The sequence below is a fragment of the Streptomyces sp. NPDC087270 genome, assembly GCF_044744625.1.
GTDB lineage: Bacteria > Actinomycetota > Actinomycetes > Streptomycetales > Streptomycetaceae > Actinacidiphila.
The window spans coordinates 11,578-28,656 of sequence record NZ_JBIUYR010000005.1 but is presented as its reverse complement, the minus strand read 5'-3'; the positions used below and the strand labels follow the sequence as shown (position 1 = coordinate 28,656).

General features: G+C 73.1%; 15 protein-coding genes and 2 pseudogenes. 11 read left to right on the top strand and 6 right to left on the bottom strand.

Annotation, left to right across the window (positions count from 1 at the left end; translation table 11 throughout):
* Positions 1-42: 42 nt before the first annotated feature.
* Both ACIPAE_RS11520 and ACIPAE_RS11515 read right to left on the bottom strand, forming a co-directional pair.
* On the bottom strand, positions 43-519 hold the full coding sequence (locus tag ACIPAE_RS11520) for a macro domain-containing protein (protein WP_366410194.1): 477 nt from the start codon (positions 517-519) through the stop codon (positions 43-45).
* A 119-nt stretch (positions 520-638) separates the two neighbouring features.
* Positions 639-1,760, bottom strand: coding sequence for a fatty acid desaturase family protein (locus tag ACIPAE_RS11515; RefSeq protein ID WP_402444549.1), 1,122 nt, complete (start codon positions 1,758-1,760; stop codon positions 639-641).
* A gap of 251 nt (positions 1,761-2,011) precedes the next feature.
* On the opposite strand from ACIPAE_RS11515, the pseudogene ACIPAE_RS11510 reads away from it, so the two are divergent.
* The 6 genes and pseudogenes from ACIPAE_RS11510 to ACIPAE_RS11485 all read left to right on the top strand — a co-directional run.
* Positions 2,012-2,149: pseudogene (locus ACIPAE_RS11510) on the top strand (GNAT family N-acetyltransferase); the annotation flags it as partial.
* Positions 2,150-2,302: 153 nt separating this feature from the next.
* Positions 2,303-4,774 carry a Tex family protein gene (locus ACIPAE_RS11505; RefSeq protein WP_402444547.1) on the top strand — a complete coding sequence of 824 codons (2,472 nt, stop codon included), beginning with the start codon at positions 2,303-2,305 and terminating at the stop codon, positions 4,772-4,774.
* A 182-nt stretch (positions 4,775-4,956) separates the two neighbouring features.
* Positions 4,957-5,139 carry a hypothetical protein gene (locus ACIPAE_RS11500; RefSeq protein ID WP_328472075.1) on the top strand — a complete coding sequence of 61 codons (183 nt, stop codon included), beginning with the start codon at positions 4,957-4,959 and terminating at the stop codon, positions 5,137-5,139.
* A gap of 65 nt (positions 5,140-5,204) precedes the next feature.
* Positions 5,205-5,750 carry an MOSC domain-containing protein gene (locus tag ACIPAE_RS11495; protein WP_329362589.1) on the top strand — a complete coding sequence of 182 codons (546 nt, stop codon included), beginning with the start codon at positions 5,205-5,207 and terminating at the stop codon, positions 5,748-5,750.
* Positions 5,751-5,758: 8 nt separating this feature from the next.
* A pseudogene (locus ACIPAE_RS11490) lies at positions 5,759-6,361 on the top strand (NADAR family protein); the annotation flags it as partial.
* A gap of 131 nt (positions 6,362-6,492) precedes the next feature.
* Positions 6,493-7,908, top strand: coding sequence for an FAD-dependent oxidoreductase (locus tag ACIPAE_RS11485; protein WP_402444544.1), 1,416 nt, complete (start codon positions 6,493-6,495; stop codon positions 7,906-7,908).
* On the opposite strand, the gene ACIPAE_RS11480 is transcribed toward ACIPAE_RS11485, so the two are convergent.
* Positions 7,895-8,809, bottom strand: a complete 915-nt coding sequence (locus ACIPAE_RS11480; RefSeq protein ID WP_402444543.1) for a hypothetical protein — start codon at positions 8,807-8,809, stop codon at positions 7,895-7,897. The two genes, ACIPAE_RS11485 and ACIPAE_RS11480, sit on opposite strands and share 14 nt — an antisense overlap.
* A 175-nt stretch (positions 8,810-8,984) precedes the next feature.
* Between ACIPAE_RS11480 and ACIPAE_RS11475 the strand changes: the two genes are divergently transcribed.
* The gene (locus ACIPAE_RS11475; RefSeq protein ID WP_402444541.1) at positions 8,985-9,407 is read left to right on the top strand and encodes a hypothetical protein; all 423 of its coding nucleotides are present in this window, start codon (positions 8,985-8,987) and stop codon (positions 9,405-9,407) included.
* A gap of 36 nt (positions 9,408-9,443) precedes the next feature.
* Here ACIPAE_RS11475 and ACIPAE_RS11470 read toward each other — a convergent pair whose 3' ends face one another.
* Entirely contained in the window at positions 9,444-10,052 is a 609-nt protein-coding gene (locus ACIPAE_RS11470) for a class I SAM-dependent methyltransferase (RefSeq protein ID WP_402444539.1), read from the bottom strand.
* A gap of 13 nt (positions 10,053-10,065) precedes the next feature.
* Here ACIPAE_RS11470 and ACIPAE_RS11465 point away from each other — a divergent pair, with 13 nt between their 5' ends.
* The 3 genes from ACIPAE_RS11465 (at position 10,066) to ACIPAE_RS11455 (ending at position 12,463) form a co-directional block, all read left to right on the top strand.
* Positions 10,066-10,401 (top strand): YnfA family protein, encoded by a 336-nt coding sequence (locus ACIPAE_RS11465; protein WP_328472085.1) that lies wholly within the window; start codon positions 10,066-10,068, stop codon positions 10,399-10,401.
* 118 nt (positions 10,402-10,519) lie between these two features.
* The gene (locus ACIPAE_RS11460; protein ID WP_329362581.1) at positions 10,520-10,924 is read left to right on the top strand and encodes a roadblock/LC7 domain-containing protein; all 405 of its coding nucleotides are present in this window, start codon (positions 10,520-10,522) and stop codon (positions 10,922-10,924) included.
* Positions 10,925-11,329: 405 nt separating this feature from the next.
* Positions 11,330-12,463, top strand: coding sequence for a DUF6397 family protein (locus ACIPAE_RS11455; RefSeq protein WP_402444537.1), 1,134 nt, complete (start codon positions 11,330-11,332; stop codon positions 12,461-12,463).
* On the opposite strand, the gene ACIPAE_RS11450 is transcribed toward ACIPAE_RS11455, so the two are convergent.
* Complete coding sequence (locus tag ACIPAE_RS11450; protein ID WP_329362578.1) at positions 12,370-14,883, bottom strand: DUF3516 domain-containing protein; 2,514 nt, start codon at positions 14,881-14,883, stop codon at positions 12,370-12,372. The genes ACIPAE_RS11455 and ACIPAE_RS11450 overlap by 94 nt on opposite strands.
* 133 nt (positions 14,884-15,016) lie before the next feature.
* On the opposite strand from ACIPAE_RS11450, the gene ACIPAE_RS11445 reads away from it, so the two are divergent.
* Complete coding sequence (locus ACIPAE_RS11445) at positions 15,017-15,811, top strand: metal-dependent hydrolase (protein WP_329362576.1); 795 nt, start codon at positions 15,017-15,019, stop codon at positions 15,809-15,811.
* Here ACIPAE_RS11445 and ACIPAE_RS11440 read toward each other — a convergent pair.
* Positions 15,747-17,078 (bottom strand): MFS transporter, encoded by a 1,332-nt coding sequence (locus ACIPAE_RS11440; RefSeq protein ID WP_402444534.1) that lies wholly within the window; start codon positions 17,076-17,078, stop codon positions 15,747-15,749. The two genes, ACIPAE_RS11445 and ACIPAE_RS11440, sit on opposite strands and share 65 nt — an antisense overlap.
* Between the last annotated feature and the right edge of the window lies 1 nt (position 17,079).

Genomic DNA, 17,079 nt, shown 5'->3' with positions numbered 1-17,079 from the left:
CTCCCCGCCCCGCCGGCAACGGGCGATCCACGGCCCGGCCCGTCAGTCGTGGTCGTAGACCGTGACAGCGATTCCGCGCTCCACCAGCCGGGCGGTGACCAGCGGCTCGACCCGCTCCCACTTCCCGCCGGCCAGGCCGCACCCGATCCGCGGCATGTGCACCGACGCGCCCAGCTCCAGGGCCCGTTCGGCCAGGGACCCGAGCGCGGTGCCGATCGCCTCGTACCGCACCGGCACGCCCTTGCTGCCGGTGCGTATGCCGCGCTGGCCGACCATGTTGGCCACCCATGTGTACGTGCCGACCCGGACGAGCTGGACCCCGCCCAGACCGAAGTCGTTGCGCGCCCGCTCGCGGTGCCAGCGCCGGTAGGCCGTCTCGGGCTCCGGCCAGCGGCGCGAGACCGCCAGCACGAACCCCTTGCCCCAGCCGCCCAGGTCGTTGCAGACGTGCGCGATCACCTTGACGCCCTTGCCCTGCGGTGCGGTGGCGTCGCCCCGCACATACACGATCTCCCCCATGCCTCCACGCTAGCCCCGGCCACCGACAACCGGCCACCGACAATCGGCCCGGCCACCGACGACCGGTCAGGGCGCCGACGACCGGTCCGGGCGCGGTTCCCGGCGCGGTCCCGGCCCGCTCAGCGCAGCGGCTCGCCGACCGCGTGCATGTGGCTCAGCGCCTGCCGGTAGGAGTCGATCAGCCCGGTCTCGGTGTACGGGATGCCGAGGCGGGCGCAGTGCGCGCGGACCAGGGGCTGCGCCAGCCGCAGGTGCGGGCGCGGCAGGCTCGGCACGAGGTGGTGCTCCACCTGGTAGTTGAGGCCGCCGAGGAAGAAGTCGGTCACCGGGTTGCCGCGTACGTTGCGCGAGGTGAGCACCTGGCGGCGCAGGTGGCCCCAGCGCGAGCCCTCCTCGGGCATCGCCATCCCCTTGTGGTTGGGCGCGAACGCGCACCCCAGGTGCACCCCGAACAGCGCGTGGTGCAGGGCCGCGAACGCGATCGCCTGCGCCGGGGACAGCGCGGTCAGCAGCAGTGCCGCGTATCCCGCCAGGTGCGCGACCAGGAGGCCGCCCTCCACCAGCCGCTCCCGGCGGTCCAGCCGGCGCAGGTCCTGGAAGCTGGCGACCTTCAGCGCCAGCCCTTCGAGCAGCAGCATCGGGAAGAAGAGCCACGCCTGGTACTTCGTCAGGAAGCGCGCGAAGCCCTTCCGTTCGATCGCCTGCGCCCGTGTCCACACCAAGGCGCCCACCTCGACGTCCGGGTCCTTGCCGACGTGATTGGGGTTGGCGTGGTGCTTGTTGTGCTTGTCGGACCACCAGGCGGCGCCCATCCCCAGCAGCAGGTTGCCGTGCAGCAGCGCGATCACCCGGTTCGCCCGCCGGCCCGCCGCGATCTGCTGGTGCCCGGCGTCATGCCCGACGAAGCCGGTGCGGGCCGACAGCACCGCTGCCGGCAGCGCCAGCGCGAGCACCCACCACGACCCGGTGCCGCCGACCAGGAAGACCGCCGCCCACACCGCGGCGAAGGCCGCAAGGTTCACCGCCAGCGACAGCGCGTAGTGCCCGCGCCTGCGCCGCAGCAGGCCGGCGTCCTTGATCTGCCGCAGCAGCGGGGCGAACTCGCTGCCCGGGGCCCGTTCCTGCGCGCGTGGGACGGCTGGCGTGGCGGTCGGCGCTGCGGCAGGCGCGACAGGTGCGACAGGTGCGGCAGGCGGCGGCACGGGCGGCGCGACGGCGAGAGTGCGGCTGGCAGGCGGCATGGGCGCTCCTCGGGCATGGTTCCGCACCGCGTGTGTGCCGCGGGCCGGAAAAGTCGGTGGGCGGCCTTCGTCGGCCGCACTCCTGACGCTAGGAACCGGCGCGGCCCGCGGCCATGGCGCCATCACCCGGCTTCCCCTGGGGCGGCCCCACGGAGAACCGGGGGATAACCCCACCCCGCTACTGCCAGGACGGCGCCGTGACCTCGCCCGACCACCCCGACCGGAGCAGTACCGCAAGCACCCATCCCGTCGCCACGCGCGTCCTCCTGGACACCCGCAACGACCTGGTCGAGGCCTGCGCGTTGTACGCCCGGCTCGGCTACCGCGAGATCGAGGGGTACACCGAAAGCCCTTACGCGGACCACTGGTTCGAGAAGAAGCCGACCTGAGCCGCGCGTCCTGCCCGCACCGGCCGGCCCGGGTGCCGCGGCGCGGCCGGACCGCGCGGGCGTTCGGGTGCACCTACCGCTCCTGGTGCGGCCAACGACGTCCACCGCCGCCCGGCGTCTACGATGCAAGACACACGCGGGGCGGTGCGCGGGATGCGCCGCCCGGCAGGCGAGCTTAGGAGCGAGATCATCAGCGGCAACGTGTCGGTGGAAGCCAGGATCGCCGAGGAGCTTGGCGTACGCGAAGGACAGGTCCGGTCGGCGGTCGACCTGCTGGACGGCGGTGCGACCGTGCCGTTCATCGCCCGCTACCGCAAGGAGGCGACCGGCACCCTGGACGACGCGCAGTTGCGCACCCTGGAGGAGCGGCTGCGCTACCTGCGGGAGTTGGACGAGCGCCGCACCGCCGTCCTGGAGTCCATCGACGCGCAGGGCAAGCTCGACGACGCGCTGCGCGCCCAGATCATGGCCGCCGACTCCAAGGCGCGCCTCGAGGACATCTACCTGCCCTACAAGCCCAAGCGGCGCACCAAGGCCCAGATCGCCCGCGAGGCCGGTCTCGAACCGCTTGCCGACGCGCTGCTTGCCGACCCCGGCCTCGACCCGCAGGCCGAGGCGGCCGGATACGTGTCCGCCGACAAGGGCGTCGAGGACGCGGCGGCGGCACTGGAGGGCGCCCGTGCCGTGCTGACCGAGCGCTTCTCGGAGGACGCCGACCTCGTCGGAGAACTGCGCACCCGGATGTGGAACCGCGGTCGGCTGGTCGCCAAGGTGCGCGAGGGCAAGGAGGAGTCCGGCGCGAAGTTCGCCGACTACTTCGACTTCGGCGAGCCGTTCACCAAGCTGCCCTCCCACCGGGTGCTGGCGATGCTGCGAGGCGAGAAGGAGGAGGTCCTCGACCTCACCCTGGAGCCCGAGGAGCCCGCCGAGGGCCCGACCAGTTTCGAGCGGCGCATCTCCCAGCAGTTCGGGATCACCGACCGCGGCCGGCCCGCCGACCAGTGGCTCGCCGACACCGTCCGGTGGGCCTGGCGCACCCGCTTCCTGGTCCGGTTGGGCATCGACCTGCGGGTCCAGCTCCGGCAGCAGGCCGAGGACGAGGCCGTCCGGGTCTTCGCCGCCAACCTGCGCGACCTGCTGCTCGCCGCCCCCGCCGGCACCCGCGCCACCATGGGGCTCGACCCGGGCCTGCGCACCGGCGTCAAGGTCGCGGTGGTCGACGGCACCGGCAAGGTCGTCGCCACCGACACGATCTATCCGCACGCCCCCCGCAACCGCTGGGACGAGTCCCTGGCCGCACTCGCCCGGCTCGCCGCCGCCCACCGGGTGGACCTGATCGCGATCGGCAACGGCACCGCCTCCCGCGAGACCGACAAGCTCGCCGCCGACCTGATCAAGGCGCACCCGGATCTGAAGCTCACCAAGGCGGTCGTCTCCGAGGCCGGCGCCTCGGTCTACTCCGCCTCGGCGTACGCCTCGGCCGAACTGCCCGAGATGGACGTCTCGTTGCGCGGCGCGGTCTCCATCGCCCGCCGCCTCCAGGACCCGCTCGCCGAACTGGTCAAGATCGACCCGCGCTCCATCGGCGTCGGCCAGTACCAGCACGACCTGTCCGAGGTGAAGCTGTCGCGCTCCCTGGACGCGGTCGTCGAGGACTGCGTCAACGGCGTCGGTGTCGATGTGAACACCGCGTCCGTGCCGCTGCTGCGCCGGGTGTCGGGCATCACCGAGGGCTTGGCCGGCAACATCGTCGCGCACCGTGACAGCAACGGCCCGTTCCGTACCCGCAAGGACCTCAAGGACGTCGCCAGGCTCGGCCCGAAGGCGTACGAGCAGTGTGCGGGCTTCCTGCGCATCCAGGGCGGCGACGACCCGCTGGACGCCTCCAGCGTGCACCCGGAGTCGTATCCGGTGGTGCGGCGGATCAGCGCGAGCGCGGGGACCGAGATCCCGGCGCTGATCGGCAACGGCACGGTGCTGCGGGCCCTTCGGCCGCAGGAGTTCGTGGACGACTCGTTCGGCCTGCCGACCGTCACGGACATCCTCGCCGAGCTGGAGAAGCCCGGCCGCGACCCCCGCCCCGCCTTCAAGACCGCGACCTTCAAGGAGGGCGTGGAGGAGATGAAGGACCTGCGGCCGGGGATGCTGCTGGAGGGCGTGGTCACCAACGTGGCGGCGTTCGGCGCGTTCGTCGACGTCGGCGTCCACCAGGACGGTCTGGTGCACGTCTCCGCGCTGTCCGACTCCTACGTGTCCGACCCGCACGACGTCGTCAAGTCCGGTGACATCGTGCGCGTCAAGGTCCTCGACGTGGACCTGCCGCGCAAGCGGATCTCGCTGACGCTGCGGCTCCAGGACGAGGCGCGCCCGCGCGGCGGCGATCAGCGCGGTGGCGAACGGCAGGGCGGCGAGCGGCGCGGCGGGCCGCCGCGCCAGGGCGGTCGCGGCGGTCAGGGCGGCGGCCGTGGTGGCAACGGCGGCAATGGCGGTCAGGGCGGTCAGGGCGCCGGCCGGGGCGGCAACGGCGGCCAGGGCGGCGGGCGGCGCGGTGGCTCCGGTCAGCCCGCGCCGAGCGGTGCGATGGCCGACGCCCTGCGCCGGGCCGGCCTGACCGGCGGCAAGTAAGCTCCACGACCCAGGAGGGCACCCCTTACATCCCGGGCGACACCCGTGATGCCTTGCCCGGTTTTTACCCGCCGGGTCTTGCGTCGCGGGGCCCGGGGAACCAGGAGGGCTCGCGGCGCGTTCCACTGGATAGGTACGGTGAGCGCGCGGCGCGGGCCGCCGTGAGACGGAGGCTGGGGAGCATGACGAATCGTACGAAGGTCGCCATCGGCGGCGTGGTGGTGGGGCTGATCCTGCTCGCCTGGATTCCCTGGTGGGTGTTCTTCCTGGTCGTGATCGGCGTGCCGGCCGTCGCGTACTTCACGCTCGACTCCTCCCAGCGGCGCCGGCTGCGCCGGGTGAGCCGCCGGCAAATCGGTCGCTGACCGCGCGGTCCCCTCGATAGGATGAAGCGTCGGGTCAGGGAATCCGATCGAGGGGAAAAAACCTCATGCTCAGCGGTTCCGTCGTCGCGGTCAGCCGTGACGCCACGCACCGGTTCAGCAAGGTCAACCAGGACAGCGTCCGGCTGCTCGCCGGGCTCGGTATCGAGGGCGACGCGCACCTCGGCGTCACCGTCCAGCACCTGTCGCGGGTGGCCCGGGACCCCACCCAGCCGAACCTTCGGCAGGTGCATCTCATCCATGCCGAACTCTTCGACGAACTGCGCGCGGCCGGGTACCACGTAGGGCCCGGCGAACTCGGCGAGAACATCACCACCAGCGGCCTCGCGATCCTCGACCTGCCCGCGGGCACCCGGCTTCGGCTCGGGTCCGCCGCCGTGATCGAGCTGACCGGCCTGCGCAATCCCTGCGCTCAGATCGAGACGTTCCGCAGCGGCCTGCTCAAGCAGGTCGTCGGCCGTGACGAGGCAGGGGCGATCATCCGCAAGGGCGGTGTGATGAGCGTCGTCCTCGAGGGCGGCGTCGTACACCCAGGCGACCCGATCGCCGTCGAGCTGCCCGCCGCACCGCACCGCCCACTGGAAAAGGTCTGAACCTGCCCATGACGGCCGATACCCCCGCATCCGCTCCGGGGCGCCCCCCGGTGTCCAAGGCCGGCGCCGTGCGCTCCGTCCCCGAACTGGCCGCCCTTGTGGCCTCCGGCACCCGGGTGAAGTACCTGCACTTCTGGGGCCACCGCCCGCAGCGCGACGGCAGCGTCGGCCCGGGCTGCCTCAGCCAGTGGTGGCCGGCCCCCTTCACGGTGGACGGCGTCACCTATGCCACCGCCGAGCACTGGATGATGGCGGGCAAGGCCCGGCTGTTCGGCGACGAGGACGCGGCGCGCCGCGCGATCGCCGCCGGCCACCCGAAGGCCGCGAAGTCCGTGGGCCGAAGCGTCCGCGGCTTCGACGAGGCGGTGTGGGAGCGGGAGCGTTTCGCTCTGGTCGTCGCGGGCAGCGTGCACAAGTTCGGCCAGCACCCCGACCTGCGGGCCTACCTGCTCGGTACGGCCCGCCGGGTGCTGGTCGAGGCCAGCCCGCTGGACCGGGTCTGGGGTATCGGCCTGGCCGCCGACGACGACCGCGCCGAGCGCCCCGACGCCTGGCGCGGCCTGAACCTGCTCGGCTTCGCCCTCATGGCGGCCAGGGACGAGCTCGCCGCCCCCGAAGGAGCCGCCCTGGAGGGGCAGGCGCCCGGAGCGCGGACTCTCGACGGGCCGGTCCTCGGCGGACAGGTCCCCAACGGACAGGTCCCCGACGCGCAGGCTCTCGGACGAGAGGCACCCTTCGCCCCATGACCGAACGCCTCGTGGTCGTCGGTGGCGACGCCACCGGCATGTCCGCCGCCTCCCAGGCCCGTCGCCGCAGGCCGGCCGACGACCTGGAGATCGTCGCCTTCGAGCGCGGCCGGCACGTCTCCTACAGCGCCTGCGGCATCCCGTACTGGATCGCCGGCGACACCACCGGCCCCGACGCGCTGGTCGCCCGCACCGCCGCCGAGCACCGCGACCGCGGTATCGACGTACGCCTGGGCACCGAGGTGACGGAGATCGACCGCGACGGCGCCCGTGTCCTGGTGCGCGACGCCGACGGCCGCGAGCGGTGGACGGGCTACGACCATCTGGTGATCGCCACCGGTGCGCTGCCCGTACGGCCGCCGATCCCGGGTATCGACGCGCCCGGTGTCTTCGGGGTGCAGACCCTGGACGACGGTGAGGCCGTACTGCGCGGCCTGGACCGCCACGGGGTGCGGCGGGCCGTGGTGGTCGGCGGCGGCTACATCGGCGTCGAGATGGCCGAGGCGATGCTGCGGCACGGCCTCGACGTCACCCTCGTCGACCGCAACCCGCAGCCGATGACCACACTGGACCCCGACATGGGGCGTCTGGTGCGCAAGGCCCTCGAAGGACTCGGCGTCACCGTCGTCTCCGGCGCCGCCGCCCGCGAGGTGCTCACCGACGCCGACGGGCGGGCCCGCGCCGTCGCCACCGACGACGCGGAGTACCCCGCCGACCTGGTCGTCCTCGGCCTCGGCGTCCGGCCGAACACCGCGCTCGCCCGCGACGCGGGACTCCCGCTGGGAACGCATGGCGGGCTGCTCACCGACCGTTCGATGCGGGTGCGCGACACCGAGCGGATCTGGGCCGGCGGGGACTGCGTCGAAGTGCTCAACCTCGTCTCCGGCGCCTGGCAGCACATCGCGCTGGGCACCCACGCCAACAAGCACGGCCGGATCATCGGCACCAACATCGGTGGTGGCTACGCCACGTTCCCCGGTGTGGTCGGCACCGCCGTCAGCAAGGTGTGCGACGTGGAGATCGCCAGGACCGGCCTCAAGGAGTCCCAGGCCAGGGCCGCGGGCCTCGACTTCGTCAGCGCGGTCATCGAGTCCACCAGCCGTGCCGGGTACTACCCCCAGGCGGCCTTGATGACCGTCAAGATGCTCGCCGAGCGCGGCACAGGACGGCTGCTCGGCCTCCAGATCGTCGGCGGGGAGGGCGCCGCCAAGCGCGTGGACGTCGGTGCGGTCGCGCTCACCGCGGGGATGACCGTCGGGCGGATGGTCGATCTCGACCTCGGCTACGCCCCGCCGTTCTCGCCGGTATGGGACCCCGTGCTGGTCGCCGCGCGCAAGGCGGCGGACACGGTGGCCGCCGACATCGCGCGCACGGCGGGCGGCGCCGACACCCGGGGCGTCAGCCCGACCTGACCTCGGCGGTGGCGAGCCGGCCGAGGGCTTCGAGCAGCGGCGGCAACGCCGGGCCGCGCCCCACCGGCAGGACCTCGCCGGGCGCGTCGTCCAGCAGCACGAACGCCATGTCGTCCGTCCTGGCCACCAGGCTCCAGCCGGGCCCGTCGGCGCGCACCGCCCCGTACGTGGTGCGGACCCGGCCGGGCGGAGGGGGCTCGCGGGTGTATGCCTCGGCGCTTTCCAGGGCGCGCCGGACCCCGTCGTGGGAGAGGGCGGGGACGGGGGTCTCCACGTCGGCGTCGGTGGCGGTGCCGGTACGCGCGGCGGGTGCGTGGCTGCTCTCGGGTGCGTCGGGTGCGGCGGGTGCGTCGGGTGCCTTCGTGGCGGGGGCGTCGCCGCTGGTGTCCGCGTCCGCGGTGTCCTCGGCGGCGGAGCCGATCTGGTCGCGCCATTCGCGCCAACGGATCGCTATCTCGTCGGCGCCCAACCGCCGTTGCTGCGGCCCCCACACCGATGTGTCGGGCGGGGCGAGAGCGGGACCCGCGCCGGCCGTCTCGTCGGGGTCGTGCGGCGCGGGGACGCCCGGCGCCGCGACGGCGACCGGCAGCGGCCAACCCGGGAGGGACGCGACCATGGTGCTCTCGTCCGGCGACAGGTCGTACTCGAGTCCGCAGTCCCACGCGGCGAGCGCGCACGCGACCATCGCGGCGTCGGTCGTGGCCACGGTCCAGCGCGCCCCGGCGGAGTCCTGACCGAACACCAGCCCGTAGCCGCCGGCCAGCGGTTCGAGCCCCAAACGCGAGCACGCCGCGGGGTAGTCGTCGCCCAGCACCCCAGGGAAACCGCCCGGCGTCAGCATCGCCGCGGTCAGCACGAGCAGCGCGTCCTCCTCCGGCGTGTCCTGCGCCTTGCCGTCCATCCCTGCCTCCCTGTCACCGCCCGGTCCGCCGCACCCTAACCAGCGGGTAACCTCCGCGTCGAGGGGCCTGGAAGTGAGGAAAACGTGCGTGCGGCGTTCCGGTGCCGCGCAGGAAGGCGCGTGCTCGACGCAAATCGTTGGCAGCAGGGGGGAGTTGGCGCCTACGATCGCGGCCATGGCCCGGATCATGCGTTCCCACTTCGTCTGCGTGCCGTGCCGCGCTTCGTGGAAGAAGCAGGGCAACGGCGTTCGCGGGGACGTCTGTCCGCGCTGCGGCGGCGCGCTCGTGGACGCGGGCGCGCAACTCGCCGTGCCGCGCAAGCGGGACACCGCCGGTTGGCGAGCCCTGGCCGCCGTGCTGGCCGCGGGGCTCCGGTTCGCCCCCACCTGCATGTGCTGCCTGGACGGGCCCGGATACCGTCCGCGCACCCCGCGCGAGGTCCGGGAACGGCTCGTACACGCGGCGGCCACGGGCGTGCCGGTCGAGAGGGCGCTCGCCTGCGAGGACCCCACCCATACCGATGTCCGCCGGGCGCCGGGGTCGGGGCGTGCCGCGCGGTCGGGGCATGCGGTGCGGTCGGGGGTGCGGCGGCGGTGAACAGCGGCTTCGCCGCGGCAGGTTCCGCCCGGTCGTTCAGGGCTTCCTGACCGCCAGCGCCAGATAGCGCGCGTCGGAGTCGTCGAGGAGCAGCAGTTCCCACCCGGTGCTGGCGAGCAGCCGGCCGAGTCGGGGCTGGGCGCGCATGTCGTCGGGCGAGAGCGGGCGGCCGTGGCGGGCGGCGAGGGCGGCGCGGCCGAGCGGGTGGAAGAGCGCGAGACGGCCGCCCGGCTTGGTCACGCGGGCGAGTTCGCGCAGGCCGGCGGCGGGGTCGGGGAGGTGGTGCACCAGCCCCGAGGCGAGCACGGCGTCGAACGTGCCCGACGCCAACGGCAGGCGCCCGCAGTCGGCTTCGACCAGCACCCCATGCGCCCGGCGGCCGAGCGACACGGCCTCCCGCAGCATCTCGGAGGTCAGGTCCACGCCGACGACGACGCCCTCGGGGCCGACCGCGGTCCGCAACTGCGGCAGCGCACGCGCCGTACCGCATCCCGCGTCGAGCACCGTGTCGCCCTGCCGCGGTTCCAACTCGGCGACCACGGCCGCGAACGCCGGGCCGTCGCCGGGAAAACGACCTTCCCAGCCGGCGGCCCGTGCCGCGAAGAACTCCCGCACCTGCTCGTTTCCGCGCTCCATTCCGGCCATGCATCATGGTTGCATGATCACGCTGCGCTCCGTCGCATTGTTCCTGCTGGCCGCCGTTCTGGAGATCGGCGGCGCGTGGCTGATCTGGCAGGGCTTGCGCGAGCACCGCGGAATCGGCTGGATCGCCGCGGGTGTCGTCTCCCTCGGCTGCTACGGATTCGTCGCGACGCTCCAGCCGAGCGGGGACTTCGGGCGCATCCTGGCGGCGTACGGCGGGGTGTTCGTCGCGGGATCGCTGGTGTGGGGCATGATCCTCGACGGCTACCGGCCGGACCGCTTCGACGTGATCGGCGCGGTGGTCTGCCTCGTCGGGGTCGGCGTGATCATGTACGCCCCGCGCGGTGGCTGATTCCGTCCGTCCGCGGCCGGGCGAACTCCCGTCCGATCGTGCTCGCCACCGGGAGGGGCTTGCCCTCGCGCGCCCGGCGTACCAGGCTGCGTAGCGCAGCGGAGACGGGAGGTAGGCCATGACGGTGGGCAACGGGCTCGCATGGCTGCTCGATGACCTGACCAAGCGGGTGCCGCACGTGCAGCACGCGCTCGTGCTGTCCAACGACGGCCTGGTCACGGGTGCCAGCGGTGATCTCGACCGGCCGACCGCCGAGCACCTGGCCGCTGTGTCATCGGGTTTCCACAGCCTCGCCAAGGGCGCCGGCCGGCAGTTCGGCACCGGCGGGGTGCGGCAGACCATGATCGAGTTCGAGGAGGGTTTCCTCTTCGTCACGGCGGCGGGCGACGGCAGTTGCCTGTCGGTGCTCAGCGGGATGGACGCGGACATCGGCCAGGTCGCGTACGAGATGACCCGGCTGGTGCGGCGGGTCGGCGAACATCTCGGTGTCGCACCTCGGCAGTCCGGAACGACACGCGCCTGACCTGCGGGTTCGTCCTGTTTTCGGAGTTATCCACAGGCTCTCCGCGGGGTGTCGGCCTTTCGCGCTAGTTTGGTCACTGTCAGTGATCGAGCTTCGCGGAAGGTGATGGACATGGGTGCGACGCAGCAGCGGCAGCAGCGGCAGGAACGGGTCGGACGGGCGGGCGCGGACCGGGCGCGGGTCGCGCGGTCGAAGCAGGATCGGCGCCGTGTGGACCGCGGACTTCCGGGCCACGGTGGTCCGGTTCGCGGTGGCCCGGGTGGCCCGGGTGGCCCGGGTGGCCCGGGTGGACCGGGCGGGGCGGGGCCGGAGAGCGTCGGGCCGGACCGCGGTGGGCCGGAGCGGGCGCGGCAGGACCGGCTCGTGGCGGACGGCCCGCCCCCGGCGGTGCCTGACGGCCCCTTGATGACGCTCGCCCGGGCCCGGGACGCGCTCGGCCTCGACTACGACGAGTTCGACCTCGCCGTGCAGATCGGGGAGGTTCCCACGGTCGCCTGCGGCTCGCGCAGTTGGAAGGTCAGATCGGACGAGGTGGACCAGCTCGTCGCCGAGGACGGCCACCCGCTGCCCCTGCTCGACCGGATCAGGCTGGTCGGCAGCGCCGAGGCGGCGAAGGAACTCGGTGTGGGCCGGGAGCGGTTCGTCCGGCTGGCCAGGGTGGGGCACATCCGCCCGGTCCGCTGGTATGTGAACCGATATCACGCGCTGGTGTGGATGTACCTGGCCCGGGACCTTCCGGTGCTCGCCGAGCACTGCCCGGCGCTGTTGAGCGGCCCCCTGCCCGAGGGGCTGCGGGCGGCGGTGGCCGACGGTGAGGACGAGCGGGCCCGCGGTTGGCGCTCCCGCCGTGTCGCCCAACTCGTGCGCGACACCTACGACGCGTGGGACGAAGCCGCCGTGTGGTCGGCGCTGCTCGGGCCGGAGCTCGTCGACAGCGCGCTGCCCGACCCTTACGAACGGGCGCATCTGCGCAAACTGCGGGCGGCCCTGCCACCTGGCCGTCCCGGTCTGGCCACGCCCGAGCAGATCAAGGTGATCAGCACCGCCGACCATCCGGACGAGATCGCACTGGCCCTCGTGGCCCTGGCCGACGCGCTCGGCCGGGCAAGGGAACTGCGGCCGGCACCGGGCCGGGCCGTCGGCGCCGCCGCGGAACTCGCTGCGGAGCCTGCGTCATGGCCCGTGCCACTGTCCGCCACGGCGCCGCTGCTTCCGCGCCCGCTTCCGCTGCCGGACGAGCTTGCCGCTGAGGTCGGGGAAGGCGCGGATGGCGCGGAACGCGCCGGTGTCGACGGCGCCGCCGGCCCGGCCCGGCCGGACGGTTCTGGCGACGACGGCCGGCCGGGCCTGCGGGGGCTGCTGCGGCTGCTGGGGCGCAGAAACCGGTCAGCGGACGCGGGTGCGGGTACTGCGGGTACGGCTGGTGGTGGGGTGCGCGGCGGCCCTCACAGTTCGCCGACGTCGGTGACCCGGACCACCGCGCGGCTCTCCTCGTCGGAGGCCGCCAGGTCCACCTCCGCCGAAATGCCCCAGCCATGATCGCCGTTGGGGTCGGCGAAGGTCTGCCGGACCCGCCACAGGCCGTGCTCCGGCTGTTCCTCGATGAGCAGCAGCTTCGGCCCACGGGCGTCCGGCCCGGTACCGAGGTCGTCGTACTCGTCCCAGTAGGCGTCCATGGCGTCGGCCCAGGCGTCGGCGTCCCACCCGGACTCGGCGTCCAGCTCGCCGAGCTGGTGGTACTTCTCCAGCGCCGCCAGCTCGACCCGGCGGAAGAGGGCGTTGCGGACCAGCACCCGGAAGGCACGGGCATTGGCGGTCACCGGCTTGACCTGGTCGGCGCGCTCGGCGGCCTCCTCGGCGCTCTCCACCTCGGGGTTGGCCAGTTGCTCCCACTCGTCGAGCAGGCTGGAGTCGACCTGCCGCACCAGCTCGCCGAGCCAGGCCGTGAGGTCCTGGAAGTCCTCCGACTTCAGGTCGTCGGGCACGGTGTGGTCCAGCGCCTTGTAGGCGCCGGCCAGGTAGCGCAGCACGATGCCCTCGGTCCTGGCCAGCTCGTAGTTGGAGACGAACTCCGAGAAGGTCATGGCCCGCTCGTACATGTCGCGGATGACGGACTTCGGCGACAGCGGGTGGTCGCCGACCCACGGGTGGCTCTTGCGGTACACGCCGTAGGCGTGCAGGAGCAGCTCCTCCAGCGGCTTGGGGTAGGAGACGTCCTGAATCCGCTCCATCCTCTCCTCGTACTCCACCCCGTCGGCCTTCATCTCCGCGATCGCCTCGCCGCGCGCCTTGTTCTGCTGGGCGGCGAGGATCTGGCGGGGGTCGTCGAGGGTGGACTCCACCACGGAGACCATGTCCAGGGCGTAGGAGGGGGAGTCGGGGTCGAGGAGCTCGAAGGAGGCGAGCGCGAAGGTGGACAGCGGCTGGTTGAGCGCGAAGTCCTGCTGGAGGTCGACGGTGAGCCGGACGATCCTGCCCTCGGCGTCCGGCTCGTCGAGGCGTTCCACCACACCGCCGTCGAGCAGCGAGCGGTAGATCGCGATGGCCCGCCGGATGTGCCGGAGCTGGGACCTGCGGTCCTCGTGATTGTCCTCCAGCAGGTGCCGCATCGCGTCGAAGGCGTTGCCCGGCCGGGCGATCACCGACAGCAGCATCGCGTGCGTGACCCGGAAGCGGGAGGTCAGCGCCTCAGGCTCGGAGGCGATCAGCTTCTCGAAGGTGTTCTGCCCCCAGCCGACGAACCCCTCCGGTGCCTTCTTGCGCACCACCTTGCGGCGCTTCTTCGGGTCGTCGCCGGCCTTGGCCAGCGCCTTCTCGTTCTCGATCACGTACTCGGGAGCCTGCGCCACCACGAACCCGGCGGTGTCGAAGCCGGCCCGCCCGGCCCGCCCGGCGATCTGGTGGAACTCCCGGGCCCGCAGCACCCGCACCCGCTGCCCGTCGTACTTCGTCAGCGCGGTGAACAGCACCGTGCGGATCGGCACGTTGACGCCGACGCCGAGGGTGTCGGTGCCGCAGATCACCTTCAGCAGCCCGGCCTGCGCCAGCTTCTCCACCAGCCGGCGGTACTTCGGCAGCATCCCCGCGTGGTGCACCCCGATGCCGTGCCGCACGTAGCGGGAGAGGTTGCGGCCGAAGGCGGTGGTGAAGCGGAAGTTGCCGATCAGCTCGGCGATGGCGTCCTTCTCGGCGCGGGTGCACATGTTGATGCTCATCAGCGCCTGCGCCCGTTCCACCGCGGCGGCCTGCGTGAAGTGCACGATGTACACCGGCGACTGGCGGGTCTCCAGCAGCTCGGTGAGGGTCTCGGTCAGCGGCGTGGTGCGGTACTCGTAGCTCAGCGGCACCGGCCGGGTCGCGGACCTGACCACCGCGGTGGGACGCCCGGTGCGCCGGGTCAGGTCCTCCTCGAACCGGGCCACGTCGCCGAGCGTCGCCGACATCAGCACGAACTGCGCCTGCGGCAGCTCCAGCAGCGGGATCTGCCACGCCCAGCCACGGTCCGGTTCGGCGTAGAAGTGGAACTCGTCCATGACGACCTGGCCGACGTCGGCGGTCCGCCCGTCGCGCAGCGCGATCGAGGCGAGCACCTCGGCGGTGCAGCAGATCACCGGGGCGTCCGGGTTGACCGAGGCGTCGCCGGTGAGCATGCCGACGTTCTCGGTGCCGAACATCTTGCACAGGTCGAAGAACTTCTCGGAGACCAGCGCCTTGATCGGCGCGGTGTAGAAGGTGACCTCGTCGCGGGCCAGCGCGGCGAAGTGCGCACCCGCCGCCACCAGGCTCTTTCCGGAGCCGGTGGGGGTGGAGAGGATCACGTTCGCCCCCGAGACCACCTCGATCAGCGCCTCCTCCTGGGCCGGGTAGAGGGCGATGCCCTGGCCCTCGGCCCACGTCGAGAACGCTTCGAAGAGGGCATCGGGGTCGGCTTCGGAAGGGAGCTGATCGATAAGGGTCACCCCTCCATCTTGCCCGTCCGGACGCCCAAGGGCGGAACCGGCGGTGAAGCCGATGATCACCACGGGTAGGGTGTGGCGTCGGCCACGTGTCAACTCCGCCTGTGGGCGGCCGAATCGGGGGTATCGCCAGACCATGATGGGACCAGCACACTCGCTGTCGGGAGCGACGGCCTGGTTGGGTGTCGGCGCCATCGCGGCCGGCCTCGGCGATCCGATGCCGTGGCCGACTCTCGTGGTGGGTGCGCTGATCTGTGCGGGTGCGGCCCTCGCGCCCGACCTGGACCACCAGGCGGCGACCATCTCCCGCGCCTTCGGTCCGCTGTCCCACCTGGCCTGCAAGTTCATCGACTCGCTCTCCCACGTCACCTACAAGGCGACCCGGAAGAGTGGTGACCCCCGCCGGGCCGGCGGCCACCGGACCTTGACCCACACCTGGCTGTGGGCGGCGCTGCTCGGCGTCGGTTTCTCGGCGCTGGCCGTCTACGGTGGCCGGTGGGCGGTGCTGGCGATCCTCTTCGTGCACATGGTGCTCGCGGTGGACGGCCTGCTGTGGCGGCAGGCACGCGCCTCCAGCCACGTCCTGGTGTGGCTGCTGGGTGCGACGAGCGCGTGGATGCTCGCCGACGTGCTGGACGACCCGGGCAACGGCAAGGCGTGGCTGTTCACCGAACCCGGCCAGCACTACATGTGGATCGGCATGCCGATCGTGCTCGGCGCGCTGGTGCACTGCCTCGGCGACGCGCTGACCGTCTCCGGCTGCCCGATCCTGTGGCCGATACCCGTCGGCCGCAGGCGCTGGCACCCGCTGGGTCCGCCGAAGTTCATGCGCTTCCGGGCCGGGAGCTGGGTGGAGATCAAGATCCTCACCCCGGTGTTCTTCGTGGCGGGCGGCGCCTGCGCCGTCGGCGCCCTCGGGCTGTTCGGCTAGTTCGGCCAGCCGCCTCCTCATCGGCCGGCGGCTCCGCGGTGCCGCCGTGGAGGGGGCGCGGCGGGCCGACGGCGCGTATCGCGGGAAGGGCGAGCACCGCGATCACCGCGGAGGTCTGCCACAGCACGCCGAAGCCGAGCACCCCTGAGGTGCCGACGAGCAGGGCGACCGGCCCGGCGGCGGCCAGTCCGACGGGGCCGAGGACGAAGGCCCCGAAGGAGCTGTAGGCGCTCACCCGGGCCAGCACCTCGCGCGGCACATGACGCTGCACGGCGGCCGGGTAGAGGGTGCCGCAGACCGCCGAGCCGATGCCCGCCAAAAAGGCGGCGCCACAGACCCCCGCCAGCGGCAGGCCGGTGGCGAGCGCGGCGGAGGGCAGTGACCAGCCCAGCGAGGCGGCGATCGCCACGAACAGCGGCCGTCGGGGTCGCCGGAGGAGCATGGCGATGCCGCCGGCCACCGCGCCCGCACCGTCGACGGCCATCACCAGGCCCCACGACGACGCCCCGCCGAGCCGCCGCTGGGAGACGACGGGACCGAGGACGAGGAACGGCCCCCAGACGAAGAGGTTCATCAGGCCGATGTGCGCCGTGGTCACCCACAGCCAGGTGCGGGAGCGGAACGCGGTCCAGCCTCCTTTCAGGTCCGCCGTGAAGGACGCGGCGGGTGCGGGCAGCGGGGCCGCGCGCGGCAGCAGGAGGAGCACGACGACGCTGACGGCGTAGCCGGCCGCGTCCAGGGCGAGTACGCAGGACGGGCCGCTGACCGCGGTCAGGACGCCGGCGAGCATCGGGCCCGCGATGGACGTCGCGGACGCGGCCATGCCGAGCAGGGCGTTGGCGTCGGACAGCGCCGCACCGCGGGTGAGGTGCGGGACCAGGGCGTTGAGGGCCGGGTTGAACAGGGCTTCGGCCGCGCCCCAGAGGGCGACGAGGAAGACCAGCGCCCACAGCCCGGGACGCGCCCCGAGCAGGACCAGGGCGAGGGCGCCCTGGGTGAGGCAGCGCACCGTGTCGGCGGCCAGCATCACCCGCCGGCTGCCGAGCCGGTCGGTGACGACGCCGCCGGCGAGCAGGACGAGGAGGAGCGGCAGGGTCCGGGCGGCGAGGACGCCGCCCAGTTCGGTCCCACCGCCACCGGTGTCGAGGATCGCGAAGGCGACCGCGACGGAGGCCATGGAGGAGCCGAGCAGCGAGGTGCCGTAGCCGATGAAGAAGCGGCGGAAGTCGCGCTCGCGCAGTACCGCCAGGCCGTTGGGGAGGGGCATG